This window comes from Methanospirillum sp. (assembly GCF_028679455.1).
Lineage (GTDB): Archaea > Halobacteriota > Methanomicrobia > Methanomicrobiales > Methanospirillaceae > Methanospirillum.
This window is the reverse complement of record NZ_JAJRBM010000302.1, coordinates 1-15,169: the sequence shown is the minus strand read 5'-3', so window position 1 is coordinate 15,169 and position 15,169 is coordinate 1. Positions and strand designations below refer to the sequence as shown.

Here is a 15,169-nt window from a genome sequence, read left to right as displayed (position 1 = left end):
TTTAGCGTTCTTTCCCATTTTACAACTGCAAGTTTAACATTTTCACCATCAATTTCTCTTTCAATTATAGGGTAAAATTGAGGATTTTTCTCCTCGCTTTTTTGGATTGAAAGAAATTCATCGTCAGATAACCTTATTTTTTGAGGTTTTCCTACTTTTAACATAGATCCCATGAGATGAGATGTGAAGTTTGAATATTTATTTGTAACTAGAAAATGAAAAATTGATTTTGATTAATTTATTACAAGAGGACATTATTTAAAGTCTAATTAATGTCGAGGCATGGATGTAGGGGTGATTAATTGATGGCTGATTGTTATGCGGCATCACAATTACTTTTTAAGTGATAACAGATAACAAATATTCAAAGCCGCGCTCTCCTTTAGAAACTGCTGTTTAGTTAAAAACGAATCTTACCCGTTGTCCAGAGTCCCTTTCCCCGCATTAATCCTTACGGCCTTTGGCCGATAGACGAGTACCCATATTACCGCATATCTGTTGATCGATTTTTTGAGAGTGTTGGATTCCTTATATACAGAGAAAATTAGTAATAATCTCACCCTTGAGTGACAACCAGGATGGTATTGACTAAAAATCATCCAATTTGGATTCTTTTTCTCAATTCACTGATAATACCGCCAAAATGGATCACCATCATATCACGCCGCTATGCCCGGATCAGGGGAACGGATGAAGTTCAGGTCGGGGCGACGGGAAGAACCAACCATGACCCCGTGTAAAAACGAGGATAATTCCTTTTTCCAGAAACCAGGCATGTATGGTGGATTTTAGGATGAGCACCGGTTCACAGATCTCCGGAGGTACTGAAATCGGGTTATTTTAAGAAAATAAGCGTAATTTAAGGATTTATTTGGAACAACAGAGTACTCCCATTCTGGTTTCAGAGATCTTATCCTCCCTCGGGTGTACTTGGGAACAGATGAATCCGTATTGCCGCAAAAACCTTCAGTTGTGAGATCCGTGTAAAGAGGAGTCGGGGCAGTCCGGGAGATGAACCCAGAGGTTGGGATAGAAATGTGTGAGTTCAATATAGCACCTAATCCCTCCATCGCAGGATAAGTGATCAAAACAGAAAACGTTGAAGAATATTAAGGCATATTGGAGTTCACAAAAATCTTCAACTGAAAGACCGGCATCGGTTATCAGTCTCCGCAAGGTTACCGTTTCATTGGATCATGAAGAGGGACTGACAGGGTGACATCCATGCCATGTTTGACCATGATGACATGGCTCCCGATCTGCCTTGCCTTGGTAAACCCATGCCTGGAAAAAGCCATCTGCATCCAAACCAGAGATGAACAGGAGCTTGCTCATCTATACGGTGATCTCCATGACCCGGGCACTCTGGCTCTGTTGTGCCCGTTCATTGAGAACGGCGAGGCATCCCTGGATGGCATCCCTGATATTGACGAGGGCTTCCTCCACGGTCTCACCCTCAGAGTGACAGCCCGGAAGGGCCGGGCAACTGACAATAAAACCGCCATCTTCAGTGTCTTCCTCGATGACGACTTTCAGATTCATACGAAAATAATGAAGGGTTGAGACTTAATAGGTTCCGCATTAATCCGTACCCCCTTTGGCCGTTTTTCATAGAATCTCTCTTTTTTGTCGGTTGTTAAGGTTACCCGGCGAGGAATGGGCTCAGGGCTAGGAGATGGGATGGATTTGAGAATTCATGGAATATCTCTTTTCCTTGGATTGCTACACCTCCCGGCTTGCAGATGATTATCCTAACACACCCATCATATATCCAGGTAAAAGTTGCGGATAATGGAAAAATCAGACGTGAGTGGAGATCAGTGAACGGTGGATACGATCCAAAGTATTAAGCGGAATATGAAAGATGATTCAGTATGAAGATTGCATGTGCTATCCTCATTATCATTCTTGGAGTCCTTGGTTTTTCGGTATTGGCAACCGCAGCTGAAACAAAGGCAACTACCCCTGATTCCATTCCAAATTTAACAGGAACATGGAAAGGGACATCTTCAGGGTACATGGTAGGTACCGGGTTTACTGAAGATACCATGACGTATACCATAACAGAACAGAACGGGCAGGCATTTATCGGGTTTAAAGAATACTTTTTCAAAGGTCAGGAACTTGGCATAGAAAATTTTGCCGGAATTATTACCGATGAAGGAACGATCTACATTGTTGATATTCCCGGAGGCCAGGTAGTTGGAAAATTGATCGGATCTGATCAGATGAATCTCAATAGTTTCAATGATGGAGAGGAGACATACGTCTTCATCTCGATCCTGAAGCGGGAGACTCATTAAAAACCGGAACATCCATCCTTCTCCTGATCAGGAGCCACTAACAGACGCTTCCCCTCCCTGACCAGTCTTCCTTCCTCTACCAGCCGGGTGACATTCCTGCTGATCTTCTGCCTGGTCACCTGCAACTCTTCAGCAACATCAAGATACGTCACGTCCGTGTTACCTGCAAAGTACTGTAACACATCCTCGTCTGTTACCTTCCGCCTAGGTAATGGAACATCAGGTTGTGTTACCTCAGGCTCCGGTGATGTAACATGAACAGATGTAACACGTTCCCCTTTCAGGTCTGACCTGATGATCATCGTGAACATCTTGATACTCACCATCAGGGTAATCGGCGGGACCGCATGGGCCTCCCGGCTGACGAAATCCCCCGGACTATGGGCAATGTTAAACCCGATGCTCACCCCGGTAAACGTAACAACCACCATCCACCCGAACCGGGTAGCCTCCTGCCTCAGTGATGACCGGAGGATCATCAGGCTCCCGGCAATCAGAAGAGCATCCATGCAGACCGGCCAGGCCCAGGAGAGCCAGGGGGATATCCCGGCCTCAACTGCTCCGGCCTGCAGGTTCGCAAACGAAAGCAGAAACGCACAGACCATGATCAGGATCGCAAGGCCTCCGGTCACATCAGGGATCATTCGCTCCATCCGGACGACTAACATGACTTATCCCACCAGGAAGACCGGCTTTTTCCTGGTAAAACCAGAATTCCGGGCGTATTCAGAAGCACCACCGAAATCGCCTGCCGGAGGGCATGCTCCCTCCTCCCGGCAAGACCTGGATACTGCTTCGGGTTCTCCGCTATCTCTGCCTCAATCACTCCCCGTGAGATGATAGTCCCGGACCGGGCAGAATTCATCGCAGCAATCACCTCGTCCCGGTACTCCTGGAACTTCACCCGCATGATACCCCCCTGACCGGTGGTTCGTGTAACAGACCTCACAGATCGCAGTCCGTTTCACCGAGTCCTGTCATACCGCCTTTCCCCCGTTACACACCTGGCACCGGCCAAGGTCTTTGGTAATCCTGACCATCCCGATGATATTCAGCACACCGGGAAGTGCCCGAATGGGTGCTGTTTCAGCCTGCTTTGCGATCGAGTAGCACTTCCTGCAGATCCTCCGGTTCGGTCTTGTTGGCTGCTTCATCCGCTCCCGGGTCATCTTCTCCTGGTAGTTCGTCCACTTGTACCCGCAGCAGTCATACGGACCGGGAGCATACCCCTTGTCCACCTCGAGGAAATCCTTCGTCTTGATCTCCTTCAGGTCGAGGGTGGGGGCCACCGGCTTCGGCGGCTGTTTCAGGGTGGCATATTGTATCTGTCCAGGTCTTCTCCAACTGGTTCACGAGCGGGTTCATCGGGTGCTGCCAGTCAATCCAGCGAACAATGAACCGGGTATGAAAATTCCGTTTTCATAGGGGGAACTTTTTGATCATCCCGGTGATGACCGGGGATAGTGATACAAGCCGCTCGGTGGCAACCAGGAAGAGCAATTCCGGATCTGTCCGGATATACGAGTGAACCAGGACGTTTCGCATCCCGACAATGTCCCTCCATGGAACCTGGGGATACCCGGAAAGAATCTCATCAGGAAGGTGGTTTACTGCTTCCCCGATGATCATGATCTGATCCCTAACTGCACTCATGGTCTTCTTATCCCGTGAAAACTCTTCGAGAGTCATCCCTGCGATGAATTCATGTATCGTTGAAATGGCCTCGTTGATATCGTGGAGATAGAGGATCCAGTTTCTCATATGTCAATCGCATCTGCAAGGATTGCTTCCCTGAGCTCCTCACGAATCGCCCGTCTTGGCACGACATCAACCGGCATGCCAAATATATCCTCGTAGTAAAGTTTCAGACCGGAGAGGTCAAGAAGATCGGCACCGGGTGAAAAGTCAACGAGGATATCAATATCGCTGTCCTCGCGAGCATCACCCCGGGCACGGGAGCCGAAGAGGGCAAGTTTATCCACGTTATATCGCTCCTTCACGACATTCAGCGAGAGATGAAGAGTGGAAGATATATCCTTCGTTTGTACTGCTGATGTCATTATTGCCCCTCTAGTATTTCCTGCAGCCACCCCGGACTGCCGGTTTTCTCTCCAGAATATATGAAATGCCCTCTTCATCTATCTTTCCCATAGTCAACATGGTTCTTCTCATACAGCTGATGCCTGTAGGTTCGGGACCGGTGGATCTACCTCCCTTCAAACAATCCTATTGCAGGTCAAATATGGCTTTGATAACGGGAAACGTAAAATAAATTCAGAATATCAGCCCATTCAGAGACCCGATCAATCGTTTAAATACTCCCGGCTGATCAGTACACGCCTCAGGGGAGCGATAGAGAACAACGAGGTATGAACCAATGGCAGATTTCACCTTAATCAGGGGTTTGAGTTCTTTGGGTGTTTTAAATATCTTCACGAGTTTAAGTCTGAATCGGTACGGGAAAACTTCTTCGCCCATCTGGGGAGGAGCGGTGAAGAGGGATTTCGTGTCTTGGAAGAGTTCGGTTACTTTAAACTCGCCCAGAATAACCGAAGGGAATACCTCGTTTGCATGGGTTTCAGACCGGGCATATATAAGGATGATATCTCCGACTTTCACACAGGTATGGAGAGTTCTGCTCCGTTTGGGAACTCCCAGATGTTGTGCTTCTTTACAACCTCCCAGTTCTCCCGGTTCCCTTAGGCGAACAGATTACCATAATTACCGAATTAGCCTTCTTCCATTATCTCTTCATACACCTTGTCAATCATGTATTTCGTAACCTGTTCCTTAAACTCTTCACTCTCAAAAAAAATGAACTTAAAAACGATCCGAACTTATGTACAGGTTCGCTTTCCCCTCATTAATCCGTACGGCCTCTGGCAGATAGACGAGTGCCCGTATTACTACATATCCATTGATCTGTTTTTTTGAGAGCGCTACATCCCTCATATTCAACAAAGGTTAGCAATAATCTCACCATTGAGAGGTATTCAAGATGATATTGACTGAAAATTCGTCAATTTGGATTCATTTTATCGACTTGCTGATAATAAAAAGAAAATGTATCGCCATCATATCACGCCGCTATACCCGGATCAGAGGGACGGATGATGATCTGGTCGGGGGGACGGAGAGGACTAACCATGACCCCGTGTAAAAACGAAATTGTTCCCTTTTTCAAGGATCCAGACATGTATGATTGATTTTAGAGTAACCATCATTTCGCAGATCTCCTGATATACCGGAATCAGGTTATTTTGGATAAATTCGCGTAATTTGAGGAATTATGGGGAGCGATGAGGTACTGTCATTCTGGTTACAGAGATCTTACTCTTCCCCTGGTGTACTCTGGAACAGATGAATCCATATTGCCGTACAGACCTTAAATTGTGAGACCCATGTGAAGAGAGGTTGGAGCAGTCCGGGAGGTTCAAGGTTTTGGTACCGGAGGTGCAGTACGTGCTGATGGGGCTCGGCCCGGTTGGGAAAGAGTCTGCATGAACCAGCGGGGAAGATGAGTATGTCAGAGACCAAGAATGGGGACTGACAAGGTAATGTCCATGCCATGTTTGATCATGATGAAATGGCTTCCGGTTTGCCTAGCCATTGTAAACCCATACCGGGAAAAAGCCTTAACAGCAGCCAAACCAGACATGACCGGAAGTTTACTCATCTATACGATGATCTCCATGACCTGGGCACCTTGACTCTGTTGTGCCCGTTCATTGAGAACAGCAAGGCATCCCTGATATTGAAGAGGGCATCATCTACGGTCTCACCCTCGGAGTGAAAGCCCGGAAGGGCCGAGCAACTGACAATAAAACCGCCATCTTCTGTGTCTTTTTCGATGACGACTTTCAGATTCATACGATAATAATGAGGACTTGAGACTTAATGAGTCCTGGATTACGGGAAGAGAAAGCAATAAACAACTCAGAACCTCCCATAATGCCTGATAACCGTTATAATTAACAACACGATTTATCCCATCAGCCTCAGTTGATGAATCCGACAACCTCCACGTACACCCGGTATAATAACAAAATATTAATAATAAAGTAAAGATAAAAGCCTTCCATCTAACTGTACCAGACCGGTACAGATCTGAAAGATGGGGAAGATATGGACTTGGATATATGGCCAAATAATTTTAACAATGGCCGGATTTTCATAGAAAAACTGCGGCACCGGATTGTTTCACCGGAAATCACCATGGTGTCAGAGAAATCAGATGTTGTCTTATTTCTCAGGAATACGAATGATACAGCTCTCATTTCCGGATCTCATGGAGCGCAATCACACCCGGTGACACTAATACCCGGTTGCGGGGGTGTCTGATGAACTATCCGGGCATCCTTCTCCTTGCTGTTTTTATCCTTGCAATATGCGTTTTTCCGTGTGGGGCTCTCCCGGGGCCGGTAGAGAAGAGTGTCAACGCAGCAGGATTCGAATTACGTGGAGATAGTATCGCTTCAATAGTGTTCCCGTCGGGATTAAACGATACTCACATGACTGAACCCGTTATTTTTGAGGGACAGATCACCAGAGAGGATCAACACGCTAACTTCAGCCAGGCGATGGCTCCCGAACCCCAGGATGCAGTCCCTCTCTCACGCCTACCATCCGGGGTGGACAACAAGGATTACTTCTCGCAAGCAGGATTGGCAGAGACCGGAATGAAAACTCAGGGCGATGCTATAGTATTGGTCCCAATCACTCCAACCCCGGAGGGTTACGGATACTCATACCTGTATCCTGATAGCGACACCGATTACTGGATCTATGCTCCGGGAACCTATACTCCTGAATCTGATATAACTGCGATCAATTCTACTGCCATAACGATTACTGCTCCGGCGGTACATCTTGACGGAAAAGGACATACCATCACGGGAAAGGGATCAGAAGCTGGGATAATACTCACGAATGCCAGCGGTACCATCGCCAACTTCTCCCGGATCTCCGGGTTTACCCGTGGACTTATCAGTACCGGAGAAGGGGCTATTATTAGGAACAGTTCTTTCACCGGTAATACCTACGGCATTAAAACAAACGGTACCTCAACCATCATCACCGGGATCACTGCGAATGAAAATACGAACACGGGTATCTTTGCATCAGGATCAAACACCGTTATTCGTGATTCGGTCACCTCTTACAACCAGAACCTCGGTATCGTAACCCTCTATGACACGAACATCAGTATCAGGAACAACGTCTTGGAGAACAACACGTACGGAGCAATGACGATACTCGGACCGGAGAATGATATCAGGAACAATACCATCCGGAATAATGGAGATGGCATTGAATCGGTGGCGGACGGAAGCTTGATAGCCGACAATATTATTTCTTCGAACCAGTATGATGGAATCTGGGCATACGGCAATAATTCCACCATATCCGGCAATACCATAACGGACAATTTAGGGATAGGTATCTTTTCACCCGGTGAGAGAGCGGTTATCGAGGGAAATTCACTTCAGTCCAATCCGCAAGGCATCAACGCAACAGGAAATAATTCAATCGTTACCGGAAACGTTGTCCGGGACAGCTCAAATACCGGAGTCGTTATGAGCGGGGCCAATTCCCTGGCTTCAGGGAACCGGGCATATAACAACACCTATGGAATAGATATCACCGGTATTAATTCAGTCCTCACCGGTAACTCCGTAATTGGAACGAAGAAGGTTGGAATTGGTGGATACAATTGCAATTTAACGTTAACCGGCAATTCGATGGACGGTGGTTTAGGAGGCCTGTTGGTACTGGGAAGTAACTTCACCATACAGGATAATGTCGTCAGGAATATGACTAAATACGGATTGGCCGGTTGGGGCTGGGATCTCTCCTTTGTTCGCAATAACGTCCAGAACTCTACCACGGGAATTGATTTCTCCTATATGTCAGCAACCGTGACTGATAATATCCTTGTAAATAACTCAGAATACGGCATCTATTCTGAATGTGAAAACCAGACTATCCTCAGAAACACTATCTCCGGAAGCCAGAGAGGAATAAACATAACCACGGGAAGTGCAACCGTGGCTGACAACCGGATCTCAGGTGTTGAGTATTATGGTCTCAGATTGTCCGGTAACGATTCAGTGATCAGGGGGAATACGCTTTTCAATAATACATTCGTGGGAATAGTGAACGTGGGAGGTTCCGTTTCCATCACCGGGAATAATGCCAGCAATAACTGGATAGGTATCCTTTCAGAGGGGAACCACTCGATTATTTCAAATAACATCGCGGACGGGAACCGGCTTTTGGGTATTGGTTATGGAGGATTAAACACCACGGCATCTCAAAACGAGGTTATCGGCAATAAAATAGGCGGGATCGAAGCAGACGGGTCTGATACGATCATATCACAGAACACCATCTCCAACACCGGATACAGTGGTATCTTCCTGTCAGCCAATAATGCATCCCTGACCGGGAACCGGTTCGAATCCAACAGGTACGCATTATCCCCTTATGGTACCCGTACACTCCTGTTCACAGGCAATACGCTCCTGAATAGCACAGATGCTGGAATTTACCAGGATAATACAAGCAACGGGGCGAACGGATCGATATATAACAATTATTTTGGTAACCTGAAGAATATTGACGGAGAGGGAGATGCAGGCAGGTTTATCTGGACAAATCCTGCCGGTCCGCAGCCGGGAGCCAGCGTGGTTGGTGGCCCGTATATTGCCGGAAACTACTGGAGCAACCCGAATGGAACCGGCTGGTCTGACCTGCAGCCTGCAAATCCGAACGGATATGTCACAACTCCCTATCTGGTCGCTTCCGGGGCAAATGATACGGCACCGCTCGTAAGACCGGGAGCGATCCCGGTCACCCTGACATCCGACTTCAGTGCAGAGAATGTGACCGGGGTACCCCCGCTCACAGTCAGGTTTATCGATCTCTCAACGGGAAATCCGACAACGTGGAGATGGAACCTCGGAGACGGATCGTATTCTACACTGCAAAACCCGGTTCATACCTATGAGGGGATCGGCAGGTATACGATCACCCTCGAGGTTGAAAACCAGGATGCAACCGCAATCGTGAGAAAAACTGAGTATGTGAAGACGAACAGGCCAAATCGGTAATCGGGAAAAAGAGGGTGATATTCGGCATAAATTGACCTCGTTGATATCACGGAGATAGGAAATCCGGTTTCTCGTATGTCAATCGTCTGCTAGGATTACTTCCATAAGTTCCTCGCAGATCGATCAGGGGAACAACGTCATATAGACTCTATTCAGTTGTAAAACCCACCATTACCTGTCGGTTCCTGGGACCATCGAATTCACAAAAGTACAGGCCCTGCCAGGTACCAAGTGCCAGACGACCCTCGATAATCGGCACCATAAGAGAAAATCCCATTAGTGATGCCTTGATATGGGCATCTGAATTCCCTTCTGCATGCCGGTAATCCCCTTTCATTGGCACAAGGCGGGAAAGACCGGCAAGGATATCCCTTACTACATCAGGATCTGCATTCTCGTTGATGGTCAGGCCGGCGGTGGTATGTGGCATGTACACGTAACAGGTTCCATTCAGTACACCCGACTTCTCCAGTGCTTCAGAGAGCCTGTTCGTAATATCAATGAACTCATTCCTCGAACCGGTCCTGACCTCAATTTTAGTCCACTTCATATGATCACCAAATCCTGCCTCTGTTCTTTCTTAATAAGTCATCTGCCATAATCAATTCCTAATGGAACAGGTATGTATTATACCATCATGGGGAATGTAAGAAAATTAAAATAGATGCTGCCGGATTACTAAATACTCCATTTAACAGGGATTCCTATGAACAGAATACACGCATTATTATTGATAATTATGCTTACCATCGCATACCCTGCGACATCAGGATGTGTTGATAATTCCGACACCAATCAGGTTGTTGCAGCGTCTCATCTTAATTCTTCACCAGTATCGTTCACTGATACTCCGGTGAGATATGCAGCGGTCAATGGGGTTACTCTTGGATATCGGGATTTCGGATCCGGTGAACCTATCCTGATGATTCCCGGATTTGGTTCCACAATGGACAACTGGAATGAGACATTCATCAGCATTCTTGCTTCAAAATACCATGTATACACATATGACCACAGAGGGATGGGATACAGCAGTGATACTAATGTGACACACACGATTCCCATGTATGCTGACGATGCTGCTGCACTCATATCTGCCCTCGGCTACGACAGTATGCACATATACGGGGCATCCATGGGTTCCTCCACCTCCCAGCAACTTGTTATTGATCACCCTGAATGTGTTAAAAAACTCATTCTCGACTCTAACACCTACAGCATCCGGTTACCTGAGACCCGGAATCTGTTTGGAATCATCGAAGCGGCTGCCGGAAATTCCTCCCTACCCATAGGTATTCAGGAAGAATCCGGGGCAAATCTCATGTGGAATGGATCGTATGACGATCTTTCAGCAATCCACAATGATGTTATGCTCGTTGTCGGAACGGAAGATGTTCTTACTCCGGATAAAATTTCAGTTCAGATGGCAGGTCAGATTAATGGCTCCTGGCTCGTGCGATTCAAAGGCCTCCCCCATACCGGATATCATTATGCACCGGTCCAGTATGGAGAATGTGTACTCACATTCCTGGGAATAAACCAGTCACCAGTCTAATCATCAGGGCCTGATGCTGATTGAGTAATCTCTTTTTTTCAGAGCGGCTATTCTGCCATTGAACAGACACCCTGGCTACGGGTAAAACAAAGGTTAGGAGATTTTTATTATAATAAAAATCTGGAGTTAAAAAATCAGGGGAGAACAATGTTAAATGAGGTGTCGAACACATCTAGCATTCCGACAAACTGATCAAATAACGCAGCATCCCCGGTTGTGGAAACATCTGCCGGAGCAATGGATGGATCAAGAGCAAGTTGTTCAAGGGTCTTCCTCGGCATCTCGACCGTTACATCTGCAGTGGGAGAAGTTTCATCCACAAAGTAGACAATAACACTGTTTTTAACCTGTACCAAAGCCTTATCGCCGGTATCAGACAGAATCAGGTTCATCTGATAATTCTGGTCTGCTGCTTTTTCTCCGTTCACCCTCACCGAAATAAAGTCCAGCAACTGATCCATGGTCATGGCAGACATGATATCTTCTGAGATCCCGCTGGCTGCCATCTGTTGCTTTTCAGGGCTTCTGAGATCCTTTGCCGCCATCAGGTACGCATTCCTCGCAGTTCCTGATACCGACTGATATCCGAGTTGTTCTAGGGCTGCAGCCTCCATCTCACGTGCAGCCATATTTGTCGGGTCATCAAAGACGAGATAATGTGCAATAGAGGCTACCAGTTCATACTTCCCTGCATCGTAGTCTGATTGAAGTTTTGCAAGAGTTGCATCGGAACCACCCATGTATCCGGTCATCTCCTTTGCATATTCTTCCGGAGTGAGGCGCTTCAGATTGATCGGATCTGCATCATAGAACCCCAGGTATTTCTGGTACGTTGCTTTGACTCCCATGTAGACCTGGCCGTAGAACCCATAAGTATACCAGAACTTTTTGAGCGAATCGGGAAGTTCTATCATATTCGAGATCTCATCCATGGTATACCCCTTGTTCATGAGATTCAGGGTCTGATCATTGACATATTTGTACATGTCACGTTGGTTTTCTAAGATTTCCCTGACTTTGGCATTACCATATCTCGGCCAGTGATGAGAACCAAGCAATACTTCTGCCTTATCTCCGTATAACTCAAGTAACTCTTTTAGCGCATTTGACCAGGCAAGCGGATCCCGTACCTGTGCCCCCCTGAGAGTCAGGAGGTTATGGAACGTGGCGGTACAGTCTTCAGAGACCAGAAGTGCATTCTTTTGAGGGAACCAGATATCCAGCTCAACCGGAGCTTCCGTGTTTTCGGTGAAATGGAACTCCATATCAACACCATCAATGGTCTGTCTCTGACCGGTATGGGTAATATCCATTGTCGGAGGAATCAATGATATTGTTCCAATTGCAGGACTTTTACCAAGACCAATGTCTACATTCCCTTTTGCATCCTTGGGAAGTTGAGTACCGTATTGATACGTTGCTCTCCGGAACATGGCATTTCCAGCATAGACATTCTCACTCAGTGCATGTTCCATGAAATGCTCAGGGGCGATTATCTCCACCTTGCCGGCATCTACATCTTCCTGAGTGGTGACCCCTTTCACTCCCTGATAATGATCTACATGCGGATGAGAGTAAATGACAGCTTTTACCGGGAAATCCCCAAGCGTTTTATTCACCAGTTCCATTGCAGCTTTTGCCGTTTCGACCGTGATCATCGGGTCCACGACAATCCATCCGGTATCTCCTTTGATAAGAGTCATTGAGGTGACATCATACCCTCTGACCTGGTACACACCATCGGTGACATTGTACAGCCCGTTGATATTATTCAAATTTGCCTGCCTGTAAAGGAGCGGATTAATCGTATCCGGACAGGTGGCATCATCTTCAAACAGGTATTGCGACGTGTTCCATGATTCAATACCCGGGTATGCTGACTGAATAACTAATGGATCATCGGTGGCGATAAATCCCCGGTTTGCGAAATCAAAGTCTTCATCGCTGTTATCCCATGCAGGGGTATCATTTGCTTTTTCATTGACCTCAATCGTATAGACGGTCGCATCATTTCTGTTATCTGCATATGCTATTCCACATACAAAAGCAAGACAGAAAAAAGCCAGACAAATTCTCGTCACGTTCATGAGTAAACAATGAATAGTAGAGAGTTTTGATAGATAAAGAAGTCGGTTTCAACAATTTAGATTCGATGGAATCGTAAAATCGTTCATAAACCCATAGTAGGCGGGTAAAATAGGGGAAAAGAAAAAAAATTTTATGAAATATCCATTATATCTTACTGATTCTTAAATACTGAGTCAGAAGAGATCACTTGTTCCTGCGAAGGCCGAATAGGGAGTGTTGGATCAGGTAGTGACGGAGGAATAGCCTTTGGGAAGAGATCCTTTATCTCGCTCCATGTTTTCAGAGCGTTTGCGAAAATTCCTCGTGCTTTTGAATATTGATCATATATCGGGCTTCCAAGAGTGCTGGGGTGATCGGTCAGGCTTTTTGTGGTACCATATGCATCTCCTGCCTGGGATAGATTATACAGATAGGCATTAACGAGAGAAGCCCGAGGATAGAAATCCGGACTAATATTCATACGCGAAAGTTCCATCTGTACTGATTTAAGGTTTAAAAGTTCGTTACCTTCTGTTGGAAGTGTCTTTCCTGAAAAGCCCATAATCTGTGTCGTAGCAATATCCATAAATTTCTGGTCATCATACGGACCGGTTGAGGGAGATGGGTTAAGGGGATACTGCAATCCGCTATCGGAGGTTCCCGGTAAACTTATTCCAACTATCAGCACCAGAACCAGAGTCAGAACCCTCAAAATGAAAGCACCTTTCATAATAGCAGGTACCCTATTGAGGTCATAAGCATTTCCTTTTGCATGATAGAATAGTAAATAACGGTAAAAGGAGGAGGATTTAAAAAAAAGTCGTTCCCTCAATAATAGTGGTAAATGTATCTGCATATTTTATGACAGCATCAGAATCAGAATATTCACTAACCCAGCGGCAGTAATGATTATTCTCAAATTTTCCGATATAATCAATAATAGTGCCATCCAGTGTGGTCCCTGAGGCGATTGCAGTTTTATTATCATACTTCACCTCACTCACGTTGGGAACATGCAGGTCACTCAACTCACTTGTTACATCACGGGTTATATTCTCACTACGAGCCTCAGATACTGACACATTTAAGGGAGTGCACCCTATGATCAAAACAGCATCACTTTTATCAGTCCGAATTCCCAACGAAGTCAGATCGACCGGATCCCAGGCCCAGTTAGGGGGCATTGAAAAATTTACACCGATATTTGAAGAGACATTTACCCAGTTGGATGTGTCGGCTGCGATAACGGGTGAAATGAGTACTAAATTGATGAACACAAGATACCACAGAGATTTCATAGTGCCATTGTATTGAGAACCAATAAAATATTTCTTCTGGTTCTTACCAGGATCGTATACTCTACCGTTATAATACTCACCTTGATCTTGTGACAGCCAGTCGCAGTGTAATAAATTCATGTCGTTTTCTTGTCATGAAAATGCTATGCATTTTCATACGTTGAGCCTGATGAAAATCATCATGCCATTTTTTTTAAGAAGTACTGCGTAAGTCCTAACCCAAAAGCCCAGGAAAAAGGGGCCCAAATCTCGTTTTTATACGGGCCTGTAAAGCCCGTTTCGGCATCTCATCCACCTATCCGACCGATATGAATTCTCTTGAACCATAGCGGCCGTTTATATTATTGATTATCTCCTGTATTTTTGAATTTTAAGAGTATTAATGCCGGGATTATTCAAGGGCCAGATTGAGGAGATAAATTTTGAAGGAACGGGGGTTAAATAGAAGAAACCCAGTTTGCCCAGCTCGATTCACAGGATATCATCCGGGAATAATGGATCGGAGAATAGACCCATATTATCGTCAAAATTGCAAGAATGAAGAAAATGCGGCTTTTCGAAAGAACTACAGGCGGAAGAAGAACGAAAGTATGTCATAACGTCGGGAGTCTAAAAATACAGTTCAAATCTTTGATATACCAACTCGTTGATATACAGATATGGTATTCAACCGATCGAAAGCAAAAAACATCTGTATTGTTCATGATGTTCCTGTTCCCAGGATTATTCGTCCGGGCGGGATTTCGATCCCTGAATATAAAGAAAAAACCTATCACATTGTTCTCTCGATCGATGTCGGAAATACTACTACCGACTGTATTATCACCGGTACAA

At 45.8% G+C, this 15,169-nt stretch carries 16 protein-coding genes; 3 read left to right on the top strand and 13 right to left on the bottom strand.

The genetic code is table 11. The features are described from left to right. Positions 1 to 1,178 precede the first annotated feature (1,178 nt). Positions 1,179 to 1,304: a type II toxin-antitoxin system HicA family toxin gene (locus LUQ50_RS10375; RefSeq protein WP_300039763.1), complete on the bottom strand. Its 126-nt coding sequence runs from the start codon at positions 1,302 to 1,304 to the stop codon at positions 1,179 to 1,181. Between the two features lie 31 nt (positions 1,305 to 1,335). After that, on the bottom strand, positions 1,336 to 1,542 hold the full coding sequence (locus LUQ50_RS10370; RefSeq protein ID WP_300039762.1) for a type II toxin-antitoxin system HicB family antitoxin: 207 nt from the start codon (positions 1,540 to 1,542) through the stop codon (positions 1,336 to 1,338). A gap of 332 nt (positions 1,543 to 1,874) precedes the next feature. On the opposite strand from LUQ50_RS10370, the gene LUQ50_RS10365 reads away from it, so the two are divergent. Beyond that, a complete protein-coding gene (locus LUQ50_RS10365) occupies positions 1,875 to 2,303 on the top strand; it encodes a hypothetical protein (RefSeq protein ID WP_300039761.1) in 429 nt (142 codons plus the stop codon). Here LUQ50_RS10365 and LUQ50_RS10360 read toward each other — a convergent pair. The 7 genes from LUQ50_RS10360 to LUQ50_RS10330 all read right to left on the bottom strand — a co-directional run bounded on the left by LUQ50_RS10360 (position 2,300) and on the right by LUQ50_RS10330 (position 5,913). After that, on the bottom strand, positions 2,300 to 2,971 hold the full coding sequence (locus tag LUQ50_RS10360) for a DUF2637 domain-containing protein (protein WP_300039760.1): 672 nt from the start codon (positions 2,969 to 2,971) through the stop codon (positions 2,300 to 2,302). The two genes, LUQ50_RS10365 and LUQ50_RS10360, sit on opposite strands and share 4 nt — an antisense overlap. Further along, on the bottom strand, positions 2,965 to 3,252 hold the full coding sequence (locus tag LUQ50_RS10355) for a hypothetical protein (protein ID WP_300039759.1): 288 nt from the start codon (positions 3,250 to 3,252) through the stop codon (positions 2,965 to 2,967). The genes LUQ50_RS10360 and LUQ50_RS10355 overlap by 7 nt, the downstream gene beginning before the upstream one ends. Before the next feature lie 28 nt (positions 3,253 to 3,280). After that, the gene (locus LUQ50_RS10350; RefSeq protein ID WP_300039758.1) at positions 3,281 to 3,592 is read right to left on the bottom strand and encodes a hypothetical protein; all 312 of its coding nucleotides are present in this window, start codon (positions 3,590 to 3,592) and stop codon (positions 3,281 to 3,283) included. Positions 3,593 to 3,722: 130 nt separating this feature from the next. Then, positions 3,723 to 4,064 (bottom strand): DUF86 domain-containing protein, encoded by a 342-nt coding sequence (locus tag LUQ50_RS10345; protein WP_300039757.1) that lies wholly within the window; start codon positions 4,062 to 4,064, stop codon positions 3,723 to 3,725. After that, a complete protein-coding gene (locus LUQ50_RS10340) occupies positions 4,061 to 4,441 on the bottom strand; it encodes a nucleotidyltransferase family protein (protein WP_300039756.1) in 381 nt (126 codons plus the stop codon). The genes LUQ50_RS10345 and LUQ50_RS10340 overlap by 4 nt, the downstream gene beginning before the upstream one ends. Positions 4,442 to 4,577: 136 nt before the next feature. Next, the gene (locus LUQ50_RS10335; RefSeq protein ID WP_300039755.1) at positions 4,578 to 4,922 is read right to left on the bottom strand and encodes an EVE domain-containing protein; all 345 of its coding nucleotides are present in this window, start codon (positions 4,920 to 4,922) and stop codon (positions 4,578 to 4,580) included. A 907-nt stretch (positions 4,923 to 5,829) separates the two neighbouring features. Continuing rightward, the gene (locus LUQ50_RS10330; protein ID WP_300039764.1) at positions 5,830 to 5,913 is read right to left on the bottom strand and encodes a hypothetical protein; all 84 of its coding nucleotides are present in this window, start codon (positions 5,911 to 5,913) and stop codon (positions 5,830 to 5,832) included. Positions 5,914 to 6,643: 730 nt separating this feature from the next. On the opposite strand from LUQ50_RS10330, the gene LUQ50_RS10325 reads away from it, so the two are divergent. Further along, complete coding sequence (locus tag LUQ50_RS10325) at positions 6,644 to 9,415, top strand: NosD domain-containing protein (protein WP_300039754.1); 2,772 nt, start codon at positions 6,644 to 6,646, stop codon at positions 9,413 to 9,415. Positions 9,416 to 9,563: 148 nt separating this feature from the next. Here LUQ50_RS10325 and LUQ50_RS10320 read toward each other — a convergent pair whose 3' ends face one another. Continuing rightward, positions 9,564 to 9,965 (bottom strand): secondary thiamine-phosphate synthase enzyme YjbQ, encoded by a 402-nt coding sequence (locus LUQ50_RS10320; protein ID WP_300039753.1) that lies wholly within the window; start codon positions 9,963 to 9,965, stop codon positions 9,564 to 9,566. A gap of 156 nt (positions 9,966 to 10,121) precedes the next feature. Between LUQ50_RS10320 and LUQ50_RS10315 the strand changes: the two genes are divergently transcribed. Then, positions 10,122 to 10,970, top strand: a complete 849-nt coding sequence (locus LUQ50_RS10315) for an alpha/beta hydrolase (protein ID WP_300039752.1) — start codon at positions 10,122 to 10,124, stop codon at positions 10,968 to 10,970. Between the two features lie 134 nt (positions 10,971 to 11,104). Here LUQ50_RS10315 and LUQ50_RS10310 read toward each other — a convergent pair whose 3' ends face one another. The 3 genes from LUQ50_RS10310 to LUQ50_RS10300 all read right to left on the bottom strand — a co-directional run bounded on the left by LUQ50_RS10310 (position 11,105) and on the right by LUQ50_RS10300 (position 14,314). Next, entirely contained in the window at positions 11,105 to 13,057 is a 1,953-nt protein-coding gene (locus LUQ50_RS10310; RefSeq protein WP_300039751.1) for an alkyl sulfatase dimerization domain-containing protein, read from the bottom strand. A gap of 152 nt (positions 13,058 to 13,209) precedes the next feature. Further along, the gene (locus LUQ50_RS10305; RefSeq protein WP_300039750.1) at positions 13,210 to 13,767 is read right to left on the bottom strand and encodes a hypothetical protein; all 558 of its coding nucleotides are present in this window, start codon (positions 13,765 to 13,767) and stop codon (positions 13,210 to 13,212) included. A 79-nt stretch (positions 13,768 to 13,846) separates the two neighbouring features. Beyond that, entirely contained in the window at positions 13,847 to 14,314 is a 468-nt protein-coding gene (locus tag LUQ50_RS10300; RefSeq protein ID WP_300039749.1) for a hypothetical protein, read from the bottom strand. Between the last annotated feature and the right edge of the window lie 855 nt (positions 14,315 to 15,169).